This window comes from Duganella sp. OV510, from assembly GCF_900100205.1.
In the GTDB taxonomy this organism is placed as follows: domain Bacteria; phylum Pseudomonadota; class Gammaproteobacteria; order Burkholderiales; family Burkholderiaceae_D; genus Rugamonas.
Genome location: NZ_FNEQ01000001.1, coordinates 515369 through 532006 on the forward strand (window position 1 = coordinate 515369; position 16638 = coordinate 532006).

The window sequence follows — 16638 nt, forward strand, 5'->3', positions numbered from 1 at the left end:
AGCCATGATCATACCAAACAGCTAAGTTCTCGTTTAAAATGGGCCTGACATCTTCTATGGACAGCCGGCGCACGGAATACTGATGAGCAAAGCGAGCAAGACCCTCCGCCTGATCGCCTTTTTGCGCCACCATGCCCTGCTCCTGCTGCTGGCCTTCTGTCTCCCCGCCACCGCTGCACCAACCGCGCCCATCGTTCTGGGCAACGCCAGCATCGACCTGGCCAAAGCCGGCCAGCTGTATGCGGACAATGGCGAGCCTTACCCGGTCAACGCCAGCGGCCTGCCGTCCATGCTAGCCAGGCTGAAGCCCGCCACCAAGGTCGACCTGCTGGGCGGCAGCTACTGGCTGTACGCGGAGCTGCAAAACGACAGCCGCCTACCGCACTGGGTCATCGATCCCAACGACACGCTGATCGACATGGTCGATATCCAGATCTATGGCGAGGATGGCAGCATCCGCCAGGTGCTGACCGGCTACCGCCAGCCGCATTCCTACATGCTCCACTACGGCAAGGACATCGACCTGCAACCGGGCCAGCGCTATCAGGTGCTGATACGTTTCTCCAGCCCCTATTACGCACGCACACCGGTGTTCTCGGTGCTGCCGCGCAGCGACTATCAACAGCTGGTGGCCAACGAGAATGTGCTGATTATCGGCTCGGTGGGTGCGCTGCTGGCGCTCACCGTGTTCAACTTCTTCATCTACTCGATCACGCGTGACCGCTCGTCGCTGTACTACTCGCTGTACGTACTATGCTATGCGGTAGCCTGGGGCATGACCTTCCACATGTCGGCCGATTTGTTCGGCTGGCACAACCTGCACTGGCACTACGTGCCGTTCTTCCTGCTGCCGGTCCTCAGCACGCTGTTCTACACCACCTTCCTGCGACTGAAGGAAAACGCGCCGCGCCTGTATCAGCTCAGCCGCATCAACATCGTGCTGCCGCTGGTAGCGCTGCCCAGCTGCTTCCTGGCGCTCAGCTATGCCCACACTATCGCCACCATCGTCATCACCATCTGGATGACGATGGCGCTTACCAGCGGCATCGTCGTCTGGCGGCGCGGCTACTATCCTGCGCGCTTCTTCGTGCTGGGCTTCGTCGCGCTGATGGTGCCCGGCCTGTTCATCCTGCCGGCCAACGTCGGCCTGATCCCGGCGGTGGTGACCAATGCGCAGCTATTCACGCTACTCGGCGGCACGCTGGACGGCGTGCTGCTGGCGTTCGCGCTGGCCGACCAGATCCGCCTGCTGCGCAACAACCTGGAACAGCGCGTCAAGGAACGCACTGCCGAGCTGACCGAGGCCAAGGAGCACGCCGAGGTGGTCAGCCGTCACCGCATCGACTTCCTGTCGGCGATGAGCCACGATATCCGCACGCCGCTGGCCGGCGTGATCGGCATGATCAAGTTCGCCATGCGCGACCAGACGGTGCGCGGCAGGACCGAGGAATACCTGCGCATCGGTCTGCAAAACAGCGAGTCGCTGCTGGCCATCCTCAACGACATCCTCGACTTTTCCAAGATCGACGCCGGCCGCCTGTCGATCGAAACCGTGGACTTCGACCTGATCGCGCTGATCGATGACGCCCTCGGCATCCTGCAAGGCCAGGCCGACGCCAAGAGCCTGCTGCTGCGCAGCGAGCTGGCTTTGGACCTGCCACGCTACGTGCGCGGCGACCCGACACGGCTGCGCCAGATCCTGCTTAACCTCTTGGGCAACGCCATCAAGTTCACCGACCGCGGCGAAGTACGGCTGGACGTCTCGGCGCTGCTGACCGCCGAAGGCCGCACCGCCGTCAGCTTTGACGTCAGCGACACCGGCCCAGGCATCCCGCCCGACACGCTGCCACGCCTGTTCCAGAAGTTCGAACAGGCCGACCATTCGACCACGCGCCGCTACGGCGGCACCGGCCTTGGACTGGCGATCTGCAAGGAACTGGTGGAACTGATGGGCGGCTCGATCGCGGTTGAAAGCCGGGTCGGCGCCGGCTCCACCTTCAGCTTCACGCTGCCGCTGGAACTGGGCGCGGCGCCGGCCGCCGACGCCCTGGCGCTGCCGCGCAAGGAACACCATGCCTACCGCCTGCGCGTGCTGTGCGCGGAAGACGTGCGCACCAACCAGATCATCGTCAGCACGCTGCTGGAAGGCATGGGGCATGACATCCGCATCGTCGAAAACGGCCTGCAGGCCTTGCACGCGCTGAGCACCGCCGCCTACGACCTGGTGCTGATGGACGGCCGCATGCCGATGATGGACGGCGAACAGGCGGCGCGCCTGATCCGCGCTGGCGGCAGCGAAGACTATCGCGTGCTCGATCCATCGATCCCGATCATCGCGCTGACCGCCAACGCCAGCGACCATGACCGCGCGCGCTACCTGGCGGTTGGCATGGACGGTTTCCTCAGCAAGCCGGTGGACGAACGCCTGCTGTACGACCAGGTGGAAAAAGTCATCGCCCAGCACCTGAGCCGTGGCCGCCAGCTGCGCCCGACCGACGCCGTGCGGCTGGCCGCCGAGCGTGTCACCGCGCTGGACCAGCAGTTCGGCGTGACGCCGGAGGCCAGGCCGGACACGGTGCAGATCATGCCGCTGGCCGGCCTGTCGCACAAGCATATCCAGCGCATCACCCAGGCCTTCCTCGACGAAGCGCCGCGCCGCCTGGAAAGCGCGCGCGCGGCGGTCGTCGCCGGCAACAGCCATGCGGCAGCAGCGGCGATCCACGCACTGAAAGGCAGCGCCGGCTACCTGAACTCGACGCATTTGCACTCGCTATGCCAGGAGATGGAGCGCGCCGCCAGCGCCGGCGACCTGGTCGAAGTGATCGACATGCTGCCGGACGTCGAAGCAGCGCTGGACAAGGCTTGCACCGATTTGCGCAATGCCGCTGCGGCGTAAGCAAAGTTTCGCATTTTCCGCGACAATGTCAGGCTCAGCACCTATTGCATCGGACCTTCCATGAACCACCCAGATAGCGCGCTGGATGCGCGCGACGGTCTGCCGCCCGATGCGCGGCGGCTCGCCATGCTGTCGGTCGCCATCGGCGTCGGCATGGCCTCGCTCGATACCGCCATCGCCAACACCGCCCTGCCGGCCATCGCCGACCAGTTGCACACCACGCCGGCCGCCTCGATCTGGATCGTCAATATTTACCAATTGGCCATGGTCGCCACGCTGCTGCCGTTTGCCGCGATGGGCGAAGTGATCGGCTACCGGCGCGTGTGCCTGTTTGGCCTGGTGCTGTTCACCGCCGCCTCGCTGGCCTGCGCGCTGGCGTGGTCGCTGCCGTCGCTGGTCATCGCCCGGCTGCTGCAAGGCATAGGCGGCGCCGCCATGATGGGCGTGAACACGGCGATGATACGCACCATCTTCCCGGCCCGGCTGCACGGCCACGGCTTCGGCCTGAATTCGCTGGTGGTGGCGGTGGCGTTTGCGGTAGGCCCCACGGCCGCCTCGCTGATACTCGCTGTAGCGCCGTGGGAATGGCTGTTCGCTATCAACGTGCCGCTGGGTGTGGCCGCCGTGCTGCTGGCGCGCCGCGTGCTGCCGCACAATCCGCGCGCCAGCCACAAGATCGATACACCCACCGCCATCCTGAATGTACTGGCCTTCGGCCTGCTGATCCTGACCTTTGGCGACGCCGCGCACCAGGAAAGCTGGCGCCGGCTGCTGCCGGAGCTGATCGCCACGGCGCTATTCTTCGCGCTGCTGCTGCGCCGCCAGGCCGGCCACGCGGCGCCAATGCTGCCGGTCGACCTGTTCAAGCGGCCGCTGTTCGCGCTGTCCTCGCTGACCGCCGTGTGCACCTTTGCCACGCAGGGCCTGGCCTTCGTCTCGCTGCCGTTTTATTTCGAGCATACGCTGGGCCGCTCGCCGGTGGAAACCGGCTTCCTGATGACGCCATGGGCGGTGCTGGTGGCGGTGATGGCGCCAATCGCTGGCAAGCTCAGTGACCGCTATCCGCCGGGCGCACTGGGTGGCATCGGCCTGGCGCTGCTGTCGTCCGGCATGGTGTCGTTGCTGATGCTGCCGGAGCAGCCGACCGCGTTCGACATCGGCTGGCGCATGGCATGGTGCGGCATCGGCTTCGGCTTCTTCCAGGCGCCCAACCTGAAAGCCATCATGGGCAGCGCACCAGCGTCGCGCGCCGGCGGCGCCAGCGGCGTGGTTGCCACGTCAAGGCTGATCGGCCAGGCCACCGGTGCCGCGCTGGTGGCTTATTGCTTCACACTGTCGGCCACGCGCGGCACCAGCTATGCGCTGATGCTGGGCGCGGCGTTTGCCGCCGTGGCCTGCGTCGCCAGTTTCTCGCGTTTGATCGTGCGCCAGCAAGCGTGAGCCGCGTTTGCGCGGACGCTGTTACACTTCCTGCAAACCACCTTAGGAGATGGCAGCATGTCCAACCGCACGCTTAACCTGACCGACGCGCTCTACGACTACGTGCTGGCGCATTCGTTGCGCGAACATCCGGCGCAGACCGCGCTGCGCAATGCCACGCGCGACCATGAACGCGCCAGCATGCAGATCTCGCCGGAACAGGGCCAGTTCATGGCGCTGCTGGTGAAGCTGATGGGGGCACGCAATGCGATCGAAGTGGGAGTCTTCACCGGCTATAGCGCGATGTCGGTGGCACTGGCATTGCCGCCGGAGGGCCGGCTGGTGGCCTGCGACATCAGCGAGGAATACACCAGCGTAGCCCAGCCCTACTGGCGCGAAGCCGGCGTCGCCGACAAGATCGACTTGCGCATAGCACCAGCGCTGGAGACGCTGCAAACGCTGCTGCGCGATGGCGAGGCAGGCCTGTACGATTTTGCCTTCATCGACGCCGACAAGGTCGGCTACGACGGCTACTACGAAGCCTGCTTGCAACTGGTGCGCCGGGGCGGCCTGATCGTCTTCGACAACACGCTGCGCGACGGTAAAGTGCTTGAGCGCGCCGACAGCGACGATACCGCCGCGCTGCAGGCACTCAACATCAAGCTGCGCGAGGATCAGCGCATCGACCTCTCGATGCTGCCGATCAGCGACGGCGTGACGCTGGCGCGCAAGCGCTAGGCCGGGATCTACTTCTACTTCGGCCGCGCCGGCCGTACCGCCGCATCCGGCTTGACGAGCCGCCCCATGCGCAACTGCTGTACCGCAGCCGCTACCGCGTGCGCCACGTTGCGCACCTCCTGCTGGAACTTCTCGTCCTGGTCCAGCGTAGCATGGCTGTCGGCATAGGATTCGTAATAGCCGACGTAACGATCCAGCGCCGACTGCTGGCCGGCGTCGATCAAACCCATCCAGTCCAGCCAGTCGGCCAGGTTGCGGCGCAGGCTTTCTATGCCAGCGACGTCGCCATGCACCACCAGCCCATACGCGCGGCCAGCCAGGTGCTTGGGATAGTCCCAGCCTTGAAGCTCGATGTCCTTGGCCTCATTGGCCTTCTTGCCGTGGGTGCTGGTGGGATCGGGATTGCCGCCATCGGCGCACACCAGCCGGTCGATCATCAGCTTCAGCACGGACGGCGCCTGATACCAATAGGTCGGTGTGAGGATGATGACGCCGTGCGCCGCTACCCACTTCTCGTAAATCTCCGCCATCCAGTCATTGGTCTGGCGCTCGGCGTGGTTCGGATAGCAGCTGCACGGCCAGTGGCAGAGCGGCATGGCGGTCGACACACAGCCCTTGCAGGGATGGATGTGCAAGTCGTAGCTGGAAGTCAGCAGGCTGAGGTCCAGCACGTCCGTCTCGATGCCGGCTGCCTGCAACACCTCCTGTGCCCACAGCGTCATGCGATAAGTTTTTGAAATTTCGCCCGGACATGTGCCATCGTTGCGCGCGGCGCCATTAATCAGCAGCACGCGGGAACGTGACTGAGGGTCCCGCTGCCGCCGCTCCGCCGCCAGCAGACGATCACGCGTTTCCTTCCACTCCACCGACAAGTCATAGTCCGGATCAGCGAATTCGCTACCGGCCTTCTGCGTCACAGGCGCCTTGCGGCCTTGGTGGTAGTTTTGCCAGGCGATTTCCTCGACCTGCGCCAGCGCCTCGTGCAATGCCTCAAATTTCGGGTCCTTGAAAGACCGCATGAACTGCATATGAAATTCCTGGCGCTCCAGCGGCTGCGGCGCCTGCCCCTTCCTTACTTCTGCCATGGTGGCCTCCTCTATGCACGCAGCTTGGCACGCCGTCGAGCAGACCTCCGTGCGCTGACGCACGCTCCTACAGGCCAACGGCGTGTGCACCTACTCCAGCTACGGCCGGACGGGCTTAGCATATATCTGTGTTTTCAAAAAGGAGATGCACCATGAGCCAACCTAACAAACCAGACCCACGTGGCTTCAAGCCCGGCGCCAATATGCCGAAGGATGACTACGATCCGAAAACCCAGGGCATGTCGGAGAGTGGCAACCACGCCACCGGCCATCCTGGCAACGATACGCCGCACGGCAACCAGCAGAGCGCATCATCTGCCGCCAAGACGGCCACCCACCGTGATCGCACTGCCGGTGCGCGCGCCGACACGGGCACCGATAACAACCGTTCGGGTCGCGGCTAACATTCCAGTTTACTGGACATGGGTTTCCTGTAAAATGGAAATCCATGGATATCAATCTTTTAATTGCCCGCCGCGTGCGGGAGTTACGCGACGCCCATGGCTTGTCGCTGGACGCGCTGGCGAGCCGCAGCGGCGTAGGCCGTTCCACCATTTCGCTCATCGAGCGTGGCGAAAGCAGCCCGACAGCTGCGGTGCTGGACAAGCTGGCCAGTGCGCTGGGCGTGGCGCTGGCCGCGCTATTTGAAGACAAGGCTGGCGGCGACGAACCCGAACCGTCGCCGGTGGCGCGTGTGGCCGAGCAGCCGGTATGGACCGATCCCGGCTCCGGCTACATGCGCCGCGCGCTGTCACCGGCAGCGCCGTCGCCGCTACAACTGGTGGATGTCATACTCCCAGCCGGCCAGCGCGTCGCCTACGACAGCGTGCCGCACAACGCCGACATCCACCAGCAGGTATGGATGATCGATGGCGCCATGCAGATCAGCGTCGGCGAGCAGCAATGGCGGCTGGAGGCCGGCGACACGCTAGCCATGCGGCTCGACCGCCACATCGTCTACCACAATCCCACCACCAAGCCAGCCCGCTATCTCGTCGCCCTGACCACACAGCCAACCGGCCGGAGAGCAGCATGAGCGCCCGCCAGCGGAGCACCACGGCCGCAGTCAGCCACGCGGATGGCGGAACTGTGCGGCCGGTGATCGCGGTGCGGCGTGTGGGTGCGGATGAAGCGCGCTTGCGCGAGTCTGCTTTGGCGGAGGCGCTGGCGGATGTGCTTATCGATTGCGTCGAGGGCGGCGCGTCGGTCAGCTTCATGCTGCCGCTGTCACGCGACAAGGCGCTGACGTTCTGGCGCGGCGTGCTTGCCGGCGCCGCCCGCCAGGAGCGCGTGCTGCTGGTGGCCGAAACCGCCATCGGCCGCATCATCGGCACCGTTCAGCTGATCACCGCCCTGCCGGACAACCAGCCGCACCGCGCCGACATCGCCAAGATGCTGGTCCACCGCGACGCCCGCCGGCAAGGCGTCGCCGCGATGCTGTTGGCCGCCGTCGACCAGACCGCCCGCGACGAGGGCAAGACCGTACTGGTACTGGACACCGTCACCGGCAGCGATGCCGAACGCCTGTATCAGCGCGCCGGCTGGCAGATCGCCGGCATGGTGCCGAATTACGCCCTGATGCCCGACGGCGCATTCTGCGGCACCACCTTCCTCTACAAGCAGCTTTAAAAGTCGGTCTCGCCCTCGATCACCAGCGGATACCCGCTGATCGCGCGCGAGGTCTGCATGCCCGCCATCACCGCCGCCTCCACGCAACCGGCGTTGATGCCGGTCTTGATCCAGTCGCCAGTCAGGAAAAGGTTAGAGAAGCCCGATTGATCGGTACGCAGCCGGTAACGCGTGCTGCCCGCCACCGACATCACATACCGCTCGGACGGATCAACATTGGCACGCCAATATTGCGCATCAAAGCGCTGCACGCCAGTGGCCTCGCTGCCATCCACCAGCCAGTTCCACGGGAACGCCCCCGCAGGCCCGGCCGCCGACCAGAGTGACGCAATCTCCTTGCTCAACTGATTGATCGCCCCCTGCTTCGCCACCTCGGTCATCCTGCGCGGGAAATCATGATCGCTGACCGACGGATAACTCGCCACCGGCAGCGCGCTACAGAAGTACGACACATTGCGCGGGTCCAGCGGCGCCGGCCAGTCCTCGCGCACCAGCAACTGATCCATCGGCGCCCAGGTATCGTAAGGCTCGGTGAAGCCACTCAGCACCGGCTGCTGACCATCCGGCTGATAGGCCCAGCCCATCTGCGTCAGATCCTTGTCCAGCCAGACTTGGTAAGCCTGCGTTGCCACCGTCTTCACCTTCTCGGAAGTCGCCAGCAGCGCCGGGCTTTGCGCCAGCAACTGTGGGCACAATACCGGCAGCGAACCAATCGAAATGCCGAACACCACCTGATCGAAATCGACACCACGCTTCAACGTCAGCTGCGGCAACTCCTTGCCGAACGCCTCGCGATACACCGCCGGCCAATCCGTCCAATGCGACTCCAGATTGATGCCCTTCTCCTGCAGCAGCGCCGCCTGCGCCGCATCAATCTGACCATACAGCGGCTCGCTCGGCCAGCAATCCAGCCCCTTCACCGGCACCAGCGGATCATAATCCGCACCGGCCAGCTGCACCTGTTGCGTCATGCGGATACTGCCGATCTGCGCACCGTCCGGCACCAGTTCCTCCACCTTGTGGAAAAACTTGAACTTCACGCCGCGCTTCAACAACGCCTGATACATCGGCGTAAAGATGGTATCGCCCATCCCCGCCTGCATCTTGAACATGATGCCGCCCTTGTAGGCCAGCCCAATGCGCGCCATCGCCCGCAGCATGGTGCCCGCCTCCGCGTTCGGCTTGTCGAAATCGCCGTCCTCGTAAGCAAAGATCAGATCATAGAAGCCGCGCACCGGCGCCGACTGCACACACAACTGCTCGTCGCCACCGTGCTTGCGCAGCCAGTCACGAAAGTCGAGGTCATTGATGACATCAAAGCCATGCTTGATAACGCCATCCGCAAACACGCCCTTCATCACCGTAATGCCCAGATCCAGGCAAATGAACAGGCGGCGCACATCGTCCGCCACATCGCCCTCGGCGCGGGCGATCAACTTATCGTAACGCGCATGCAGCTTGCCGCGCACGCCCGCCATGGCGCCGGCCAGCGCCAGGTGCTGGCCCTCGTCCGCATCCTCCGCCATATTGAACACCATGCCAGTCAGCGCACCAGCCAGCAGCGACACATCATCAATCAGCTCCTCCACCGACGAGGTTACGCCCTCCGCCAGGTGATACAGCCAGTCCGGAATGACGCCGGTGTGATGCGGATGCGGCGGCAGCACCATTTCCTTGGTCAGATTATCCAGGCTGCGTATCCACTGCTCAATCCAGCCGACCATCGCCACCGCCATCTGCCACAGCGTGATCTTCTGGTCGCCCTCGCCCGGCTCACCCGGCAAGGTCGGGAACACGATGGACCAGTTATGCCAATGGTCGCCGACCAGCTCGGACAAGGCCACGTAATCGTGCTGCTTGAAAGCGTCGCGCCAGGTCGCCAGCGGCGAGCCTGCTGGCCGGTCAAGGCTGGCATACGCCTCCTTGATCATCTTGAACGCATTTGAATAGAAGCCGAACCAGATATGCAGGCCGTGTTCCTCGATACGCTGTCCCAGTTTGGCATTGCGCCCGCTGGCGCCTTTGCCGCCCAGGCGCCAGCCCTGCTGGTAGACGGTGATATCGTAGTTATTCTGCCAGCCCGGCTGTTCGGTCAAATAATAAGCCGTGGTCATGGCGCTGACGCCGCCGCCAAGCACCGCGATCTTCTGCGGGGAGATCGCCGAATTGTCGACCAGCTCCTCGCCCGGCTGCGCGGTGAAATCGAAGTTCAGGTAATACGGCAGGATGGCCTGCTGCGGTCCCAGCTTCAGGCCCAGCGTCTCGTTCAGCGGGAAGCTGTCGAAGGCGTGCAGCACCGCCTCATACTCATAAGCCAGCAGCTTGCCACCATGGATTTTCTCGATGGTGGCCGGCGCCGCCAGGATGGCCTGGTACACCGCCTTGAGGCCAGCGCTGTCCGGGAACTGCTTGAGGAAGATCTGATCGATGCGTGGATTGCGCAGCAGGGACAGAATGTCCTTCCATCCGGCGACATCCATATTGAAGAAATCGGGAATCGACAGGAACAGCTTGATCGCCTCCTCGATCAGGTCTACCCAGTTTTCCAGCGGCGTTTCCTCGCCCGACTGGTGGGTCGCATTCACCTCCAGCAGCGGATGCATGGCGATCCTGGTGTCCGGCCCGAATGGATGGAAGCCTTTGGCCGACAAGGCGCAGCGCTTTTCCGAAATCTCATGCTCGCATAAATACTTTGGATAGCCGAACAGCTCACGCCCGTTAATCAGCGCCATCGCATCGTCGACAAAGATATGCGCAGGGTAGTAATAGATATGGGCCAGCTCGCCCTCGTCATCCATCGCCCCCACCATGATCCAGGTGACGATGTCGACCTCGGTGATCCAGCCCTTGGCGTGATCGACCGGCGCCGCCGAATCGGCATGGTTCACCTGCGTGAACGTCATCAGCACATACGGCGAAATCGCCTTGAAGGTCATGCGCGTGCCAGCCACCGCGTTCAGCGTGGCGTCGATTGTCGCCTGCAGTTTGGCCGTCTCGCCCTTGACGAAAAAGCCGTACATATCGGAGTTTTTCAACTGCAGCGGTGAATGCATCATCACCGAGCCGCCCTGATAGATATACGAAGGTCTGGTCGCCATGGCCTCACAAAGAAGAAGTGGAGAATCCTCTTAGTGTATTCAGTTCCAGCACTGTTGCCAAAAATAAATCGACCTGCCCGGTGTAGAATGCCACGCATGGACCATCCGACCCACAAGCCCGACGGCCGCACCGCCATCCTGCTACCTTCCGGCTTTGTACTCGACCTGATGACGCCGGACGCCAGCGGCATGCCGATCAGCGACATCGCGCTATGCCTGTCGTCGCAGCCGCGCTGGGGTGGCGCCGCGCGGCCGTGGTATTCGGTGGCGGAGCACTGCATCATGGTGTCAAAGATTGTGCGGCCAGAGCTGGCTTACGCGGCGCTGATGCACGACTGTGAAGAATTCCTCGGCGACTGGCCATCACCGGTGAAGGTCATGCTGGGCCGCGCCTACGTCAAGCAGCGCGTGCACCCGGTGAAGGAAGCGCTGCGCCGCCGCTTCGGCTTCCAGGACGACCTGCCCGAGATCAAGCACGCAGACCTGGTCTGCATGGCCACCGAACTGCGCGACCTGCTGCCGCCGGCATGGATGGAATGGGGACATTTGCCGCCGCCAGCCGCCGAACGGATCGTGCCGGTCGGGCCGGAGCAGGCCTACCGCCTGTTCCTGGAACGCTACGAGGAACTGCGGCACCTCGCGACTGAGCCGGCTTAGCCCTCTGCCGGCGCGGTCGACTCGCGCACTTCCAGCGTGTACGGCATCAGCTGGTGGCGTGGCACCACCTCATGGCCGGCGCGGCGCTCGCGTACATGATCGACGATCATCTCGACCGCAGCGCGGCCCATGTCGCCAATCGGCTGGTGAATGGTGGTCAGTTCCGGCCACACCGTCACGGCTACCGGCGTATCATCGAAACCGGCGATGGCGATATCTTCCGGCACCTGCAAATGCATGCCATGCGCCACCGCGATCGCCGCCGCCGCCATATCGTCGTTACTGGCAAAGATCGCTGTCGGCCGCACTTTCTGCGACAGTAGCTCACGCGCCGCCACCAGGCCGGAACGATAGGTGAACATCCCCTGCGCGATGCGCTCGGCCGGCACCGGCAAGCCTTCCTCGCGCATAGTATCGATAAACGCCTGGTAGCGCAGTTGCGCCGGCGTGTGCTCCGGATCGCCCTTGATGAAGGCGATGTCCTTGTGGCCGGCCGACAGCAGGTATTTGGTCATCGAGCGCGCGCCGTCATAGTCGTCGATGCGCACGGCCGAAGCCTGCGGCGACGGCTTGGCGGTGGCCACCGCCACGGTCGGCATGCCGATTTCCTTCAGGTGCTTCAACGCCGAACGTGAGTCGCACAGCGGCGGTGGCACCAGGATGCCGTCCGCGCCCATGGCGATCAGGCGCTCGATGGCCTTGCGCTGGGTCTTCAGGTCTTCGCAGTGTTCGAGGATCAGCTCCGCGCCGCTGCGGTTGCATTGGCCCATAGCACCAACCAGAAAGGCGCTGAGAAAGGCCGCGCTCGGATTACTGTAGAGCAATCCCACACGCAGCGTGCCGACGCGCGCCGCGCGCGCCGCCACGTTGACCGTGTAACCCAGTTCCCCGATCGCCTTCATCACCTTCTCGCGCGTCTTCTCGCTGACATGGGCATTGCCGTTGATGACGCGCGACACTGTCATGCCTGATACGCGGGCGCGCTCGGCGACATCGTACAGGGTGACGTTGGTGGCGGGACGCACCGGCTCTTCTTTGGCGGCTGGGCTCTTTGGGGCACGTGGCATTTTGCTAGCTCATGTTATCGATTAAATTTTCGCCATCCTACCGCAGATGGCCATTCTCCGCAAAAAAACCTGAAGTTTTGCTACATCGCCCGCTATTTCGGTGCTTAGGCCGGATGGCCGGTTACGAATGTGCTTTGCATTTCTCAAAAAACTTCTGCTAGAATGTGATCGATAACAAATTTATGAACATGCAGGAGACAAGCACCATGTTTGACAAGACCTACTACGCCACCCATCCGGACATGATGGCGCAGGCCAGCAATGAAGACCTGCGCCAGCGCTACCTGATCGGCGATCTTTTCCGCCCGGGAGCCATCGCGCTGAACTACAGTCACGACGAACGTTTCATCATCGGCGGCGCGCTGCCGATGGATACCGCGCTGGTCTTGCCCCTGCAGCCGGCTACGCCAGGCGACGGTGCCGTGCCCTTCCTGACGCGGCGCGAACTGGGCATCATCAACGTCGGCGCAGGCAGCGGCCGCGTGACGGTCGATGGTATTGTCACCGCACTGGCAGCGCGTGACGGCCTGTATGTGCCAATGGGCTGCCAGTCGGTGGAATTCAGCTCGGACGACGCAGCCAATCCGGCCCGCTACTACCTCGCCTCGACGCCGGCGCACGCCCGCTATGAACTGAAGAAGATAGACCATGCCACCGCTGTGCCGCTGGAGCGCGGCAGCCTGGAAACCGCCAACGCACGCACCATCTATCAGTACGTGATACCCGGCGTGTGTCAGTCGGCGCAGCTGCTGCTGGGCCTCACCGAACTGAAGACCGGCAGCGTGTGGAACACCATGCCGCCCCACCTGCACGAGCGCCGCTCGGAGGTGTACTTCTACTTCAACGTGGCGCCGGATCAGCGCATCTTCCACTTCATGGGCCAGCCGGACGCCGCGCGTCACATCGTGGTCGAGAACGAGCAAGCCGTATTGTCGCCGCCATGGTCAATCCACATGGGGTCAGGCACCGCCAATTACGCCTTCATCTGGGCCATGGGCGGCGAGAACCTCGACTACACCGACATGAATGTGCTCGACATCTGCCAGCTGAAATAAGGAGCATCCATGCAGAATTTGTTCGATCTGGACGGCCGGGTCGCCCTGGTCACGGGCGCCAATACCGGCCTGGGGCAAGCGATCGCGGTGGCACTGGCGCAGGCTGGCGCGGACATCGTGCTCGCCGGCCGCAGCGATCCTGCGGCCACCGTTGAACAGGTGCTGGCCAGCGGCCGTCGCTGCCACAGCGTGTACGCTGATCTCCTGCCAGGTACGCTTTCCGTCGCCGCTTCGGCAGCGCCGTCCGGCAGTGTGACGCAGACAGGCGGGCTGGCGGGCGTGGTTGACCAGGCACTGGCCGCATTCGGCCGGCTGGACATCCTGGTCAACAACGCCGGCATCATCCGCCGCGCCGATGCCACCGATGTCACCGAGGAGGACTGGGATGCGGTGGTCGACACCAATTTGAAATCGATGTTCTTCCTGTCGCAGGCAGCGGCGCGCCACATGCTGGTCAATGGCGGCGGCAAGATCATCAACATCGCCTCGCTGCTGTCGTTCCAGGGCGGCATACGCGTGCCGGCCTACGCTGCCAGCAAAAGTGGCGTGGCCGGATTGACGCACGCGCTGGCAAATGAATGGGCCGCGCGCGGCGTCAACGTCAACGCCATCGCACCTGGCTATTTCGCCACCAATAACACCGAAGCGCTGCGCAACGACGCTGTGCGCGAGCCGCAGATTTTGGCACGCATTCCGGCCGGGCGCTGGGGCCAGCCGGACGATCTCGCCGGCGCCGCCGTGTTCCTGTCCAGCCGCGCCAGCGACTACGTGCACGGCGTCGTACTGCCGGTGGATGGCGGGTGGCTGGCACGATGAGCCTCTTCCCGTACAACAGCGGCCCGGTGGTCTGCTTCGGCGAACTGCTGCTGCGCCTTGGCGCACCGCGCGGTGAACTGCTGGAACAGGCGCGCGCGCTCGACGTCCACGTCGGCGGCGCAGAAGCCAATGTCGCCGCCTCGCTCGCACGCCTCGGCCACGCCGCCAGCTTCGTCAGCACCGTTCCCGACAACCCGCTCGGCCGGCATGCCCGCGACGTACTGCGCAGCCACGGCGTAGATGTCGCCGCGCTCGAACTGGCGCGAGCCACGCCAACGCACCGTGTCGCGGCCACGCAAGACGCCGCACGCGCTCTCCCCGCTATGCCGATTGCCGCAGCTGGCCCAGCGTCCGATATCGTAACGGGCCGCATGGGCCTCTACTTCCTGACACCGGGGGCCGGCAACCGTGCTGCCGACATTATTTACGACCGCGCTGGCTCGGCCTTCGCGCTGCGTCCTGCCGCCAGCTACGACTGGGATGAGCTGTTGGCCGGCGCGGGCTGGCTGCACGTTTCCGGTATTAACGCTGCCGTCAGCGACGAAGCGGCACGCGCCACGCTGGATGCCTTACAAACCGCGCGCCGCCTCGGGGTGCTGGTCTCCTTCGACGGCAACTACCGCGCCAAACTGTGGGCCGCACGCGGCGAAGACGGCGCCGTCACATTAGCGCAAATCCTGGCCTGCGCCGACCTGGCCTTCATCGACCAACGCGATATCGCCCTGCTACTCAACGATACACAGCTAGCCCAGGGCGAACAAACGACAGCCACACTGGCCGCCTTCCATGCATTTCCGACACTGCAAGCCATCGCCTGTTCCACGCGCCGCCAGCACAGCATCGACCACCACGAACTGTCGGCCGCCCTGTACACGCGCAACGGCATCAACCTGGCGCCGGCGCGGCAGATCAACGGCATCATCGACCGCATCGGCACTGGCGACGCTTTCGCCGCCGGCTTCCTGCATGGCCTGCTGCGCGGCTGGCAGGAGCCAGACACACTGACTTTCGCCCTGGCAGCCGCCTGCGCGAAGCACAGCATCGTCGGTGATATTCACCCGCTGGACGAAGCGCAAATCCTGCAATCCATGGAAGGCAAGCACGATGTCTGCCGCTGAAATGAAACACATCGCGCGGCCGCCTATGTGGCGTCTCGAATGGGACCACGGCAGCGCCGAAGTGCAAGCCCTGGGTGGCATGCTTGGCCCCCTGCACTTCCGCCTCGACGCCGAACGCGACCTGCAAGTGATGCACGTCGCCCCTTGGGCCGGCACGGTCGACTCCATGGGCCTGCCCGGCATGCTGCGACGCATGCGTGGCGAATGGCCATGCGTCCCGTTCGGCCGCACCGACCTGCCACCCGACTTGCCGCAAGGCTGGACCGCACTGGCGCCGGACGACCGCTGGCCGCACGGCTACGCCTCCAATCACCGTTGGCGCTGCAAGCACGCAGACCAGCAAAGCATTTGCCTGGAGATCGACTATCCCGAAGACTCGCCCGTCGCCAGCATCGAACGCCACATCAGCGTCGTGCAAGGTGCAGCAGCGCTGGACATCACACTCACCATCCACCCGCGCCGAAGCACGCAACTGCCGGCCGGCCTGCATCCCACCTTCCGCTTGCCGCAGCCGCACGGCCGCGTCACGCTGGAACTGGGCCGCCACGAAGGCATCTACAGCTACCCAAGCAGCAGCGCTGGCGCCGTCAGCCGCCTGCTGCCTGATACCCGCTCCGCTCAGCTGAATGCACTGGCCGGCATCCACGGACCGCTGGACCTGAGCCGACTGCCACTCACCGACGACGGCGAAGAGCTGCTGCAAGTCCGCGCACTCACCGCCATTGACGGCGCGGCGCCATTCAGCCTGCACTACCAGGACTACAGCGCCCACGTCGGCATGTGGTGGAATCCTCAGCAGTTCCCCGACCTGATGCTGTGGCTCAGCAACCGGGGCCGCCCCGAATTTCCATGGCAAAGCCGCCACGTCGCATTGGGCGCCGAACCGGTCAACAGCGTGTTTGACCTGAGCCGCGTGGCGCAACCGCCGGCCGGTCACCCGCTCAGCGACAGGCTCGGCATCCTGCTGCAAGCCGGCGAAGCCTGGACCACCCGTTACCGCATCGCCGCCTGGAGCGGCATCTTGCCAGCAGGGCTGGCGCCAGACTACTGACCATGGATA

The 16638-nt window shown here is 64.3% G+C and carries 14 protein-coding genes; 11 read left to right on the forward strand and 3 right to left on the reverse strand.

Going from position 1 to position 16638, the window contains the following annotated elements; genetic code table 11:
* The first annotated feature begins 82 nt into the window (after positions 1-82).
* From BLS51_RS02455 to BLS51_RS02465, 3 genes are read left to right on the forward strand one after another with little or no spacing between them, the layout of a single operon-like run.
* Positions 83-2896: a hybrid sensor histidine kinase/response regulator gene (locus tag BLS51_RS02455; protein ID WP_090178836.1), complete on the forward strand. Its 2814-nt coding sequence runs from the start codon at positions 83-85 to the stop codon at positions 2894-2896.
* A 60-nt stretch (positions 2897-2956) separates the two neighbouring features.
* Positions 2957-4336: an MFS transporter gene (locus BLS51_RS02460; RefSeq protein WP_090178832.1), complete on the forward strand. Its 1380-nt coding sequence runs from the start codon at positions 2957-2959 to the stop codon at positions 4334-4336.
* Between the two features lie 57 nt (positions 4337-4393).
* Positions 4394-5053 (forward strand): class I SAM-dependent methyltransferase, encoded by a 660-nt coding sequence (locus BLS51_RS02465; protein WP_090178828.1) that lies wholly within the window; start codon positions 4394-4396, stop codon positions 5051-5053.
* Between the two features lie 14 nt (positions 5054-5067).
* Here BLS51_RS02465 and BLS51_RS02470 read toward each other — a convergent pair whose 3' ends face one another.
* A complete protein-coding gene (locus tag BLS51_RS02470) occupies positions 5068-6138 on the reverse strand; it encodes a flavodoxin family protein (protein WP_090178825.1) in 1071 nt (356 codons plus the stop codon).
* A gap of 152 nt (positions 6139-6290) precedes the next feature.
* On the opposite strand from BLS51_RS02470, the gene BLS51_RS02475 reads away from it, so the two are divergent.
* The 3 genes from BLS51_RS02475 to BLS51_RS02485 are packed head-to-tail and all read left to right on the forward strand — an operon-like array spanning position 6291 to position 7767.
* Positions 6291-6542, forward strand: coding sequence for a hypothetical protein (locus BLS51_RS02475; protein ID WP_090178821.1), 252 nt, complete (start codon positions 6291-6293; stop codon positions 6540-6542).
* A gap of 44 nt (positions 6543-6586) precedes the next feature.
* Positions 6587-7174, forward strand: a complete 588-nt coding sequence (locus BLS51_RS02480; protein WP_090178818.1) for a helix-turn-helix domain-containing protein — start codon at positions 6587-6589, stop codon at positions 7172-7174.
* Positions 7171-7767, forward strand: a complete 597-nt coding sequence (locus tag BLS51_RS02485; RefSeq protein ID WP_373994313.1) for a GNAT family N-acetyltransferase — start codon at positions 7171-7173, stop codon at positions 7765-7767. The genes BLS51_RS02480 and BLS51_RS02485 overlap by 4 nt, the downstream gene beginning before the upstream one ends.
* Here the strand turns inward: BLS51_RS02485 and BLS51_RS02490 are convergent.
* Positions 7764-10865 carry an NAD(P)-binding protein gene (locus BLS51_RS02490; RefSeq protein WP_090178814.1) on the reverse strand — a complete coding sequence of 1034 codons (3102 nt, stop codon included), beginning with the start codon at positions 10863-10865 and terminating at the stop codon, positions 7764-7766. The two genes, BLS51_RS02485 and BLS51_RS02490, sit on opposite strands and share 4 nt — an antisense overlap.
* A gap of 96 nt (positions 10866-10961) precedes the next feature.
* Between BLS51_RS02490 and BLS51_RS02495 the strand changes: the two genes are divergently transcribed.
* Positions 10962-11522, forward strand: a complete 561-nt coding sequence (locus tag BLS51_RS02495) for a hydrolase (RefSeq protein ID WP_090180753.1) — start codon at positions 10962-10964, stop codon at positions 11520-11522.
* Here the strand turns inward: BLS51_RS02495 and BLS51_RS02500 are convergent.
* Positions 11519-12589, reverse strand: coding sequence for a LacI family DNA-binding transcriptional regulator (locus BLS51_RS02500; RefSeq protein WP_090178810.1), 1071 nt, complete (start codon positions 12587-12589; stop codon positions 11519-11521). The genes BLS51_RS02495 and BLS51_RS02500 overlap by 4 nt on opposite strands.
* A 206-nt stretch (positions 12590-12795) precedes the next feature.
* Here BLS51_RS02500 and kduI point away from each other — a divergent pair, with 206 nt between their 5' ends.
* From kduI to BLS51_RS02520, 4 genes are read left to right on the forward strand one after another with little or no spacing between them, the layout of a single operon-like run.
* Positions 12796-13644 (forward strand): 5-dehydro-4-deoxy-D-glucuronate isomerase, encoded by an 849-nt coding sequence (kduI, locus tag BLS51_RS02505; RefSeq protein ID WP_090180749.1) that lies wholly within the window; start codon positions 12796-12798, stop codon positions 13642-13644.
* Between the two features lie 9 nt (positions 13645-13653).
* Complete coding sequence (gene kduD, locus BLS51_RS02510) at positions 13654-14460, forward strand: 2-dehydro-3-deoxy-D-gluconate 5-dehydrogenase KduD (RefSeq protein WP_090178807.1); 807 nt, start codon at positions 13654-13656, stop codon at positions 14458-14460.
* Positions 14457-15578 (forward strand): sugar kinase, encoded by a 1122-nt coding sequence (locus BLS51_RS02515; protein WP_090178803.1) that lies wholly within the window; start codon positions 14457-14459, stop codon positions 15576-15578. Before kduD ends, BLS51_RS02515 begins: the two co-directional genes overlap by 4 nt.
* Entirely contained in the window at positions 15565-16629 is a 1065-nt protein-coding gene (locus tag BLS51_RS02520; protein ID WP_090178799.1) for an aldose epimerase family protein, read from the forward strand. The genes BLS51_RS02515 and BLS51_RS02520 overlap by 14 nt, the downstream gene beginning before the upstream one ends.
* Positions 16630-16638: the final 9 nt, after the last annotated feature.

Bases quoted from the DNA above. Each gene is read 5' to 3' on its own strand.
- BLS51_RS02515 (WP_090178803.1), top strand. From the start codon at position 14,457: ATGAGCCTCTTCCCGTACAACAGCGGCCCGGTGGTCTGCTTCGGCGAA.
- BLS51_RS02500 (WP_090178810.1), bottom strand. From the start codon at position 12,589: ATGCCACGTGCCCCAAAGAGCCCAGCCGCCAAAGAAGAGCCGGTGCGT.
- BLS51_RS02495 (WP_090180753.1), top strand. From the start codon at position 10,962: ATGGACCATCCGACCCACAAGCCCGACGGCCGCACCGCCATCCTGCTA.
- BLS51_RS02485 (WP_373994313.1), top strand. From the start codon at position 7,171: ATGAGCGCCCGCCAGCGGAGCACCACGGCCGCAGTCAGCCACGCGGAT.
- BLS51_RS02520 (WP_090178799.1), top strand. From the start codon at position 15,565: ATGTCTGCCGCTGAAATGAAACACATCGCGCGGCCGCCTATGTGGCGT.
- BLS51_RS02490 (WP_090178814.1), bottom strand. From the start codon at position 10,865: ATGGCGACCAGACCTTCGTATATCTATCAGGGCGGCTCGGTGATGATG.
- BLS51_RS02465 (WP_090178828.1), top strand. From the start codon at position 4,394: ATGTCCAACCGCACGCTTAACCTGACCGACGCGCTCTACGACTACGTG.
- kduD (WP_090178807.1), top strand. From the start codon at position 13,654: ATGCAGAATTTGTTCGATCTGGACGGCCGGGTCGCCCTGGTCACGGGC.
- kduI (WP_090180749.1), top strand. From the start codon at position 12,796: ATGTTTGACAAGACCTACTACGCCACCCATCCGGACATGATGGCGCAG.
- BLS51_RS02480 (WP_090178818.1), top strand. From the start codon at position 6,587: ATGGATATCAATCTTTTAATTGCCCGCCGCGTGCGGGAGTTACGCGAC.
- BLS51_RS02470 (WP_090178825.1), bottom strand. From the start codon at position 6,138: ATGGCAGAAGTAAGGAAGGGGCAGGCGCCGCAGCCGCTGGAGCGCCAG.
- BLS51_RS02460 (WP_090178832.1), top strand. From the start codon at position 2,957: ATGAACCACCCAGATAGCGCGCTGGATGCGCGCGACGGTCTGCCGCCC.
- BLS51_RS02475 (WP_090178821.1), top strand. From the start codon at position 6,291: ATGAGCCAACCTAACAAACCAGACCCACGTGGCTTCAAGCCCGGCGCC.
- BLS51_RS02455 (WP_090178836.1), top strand. From the start codon at position 83: ATGAGCAAAGCGAGCAAGACCCTCCGCCTGATCGCCTTTTTGCGCCAC.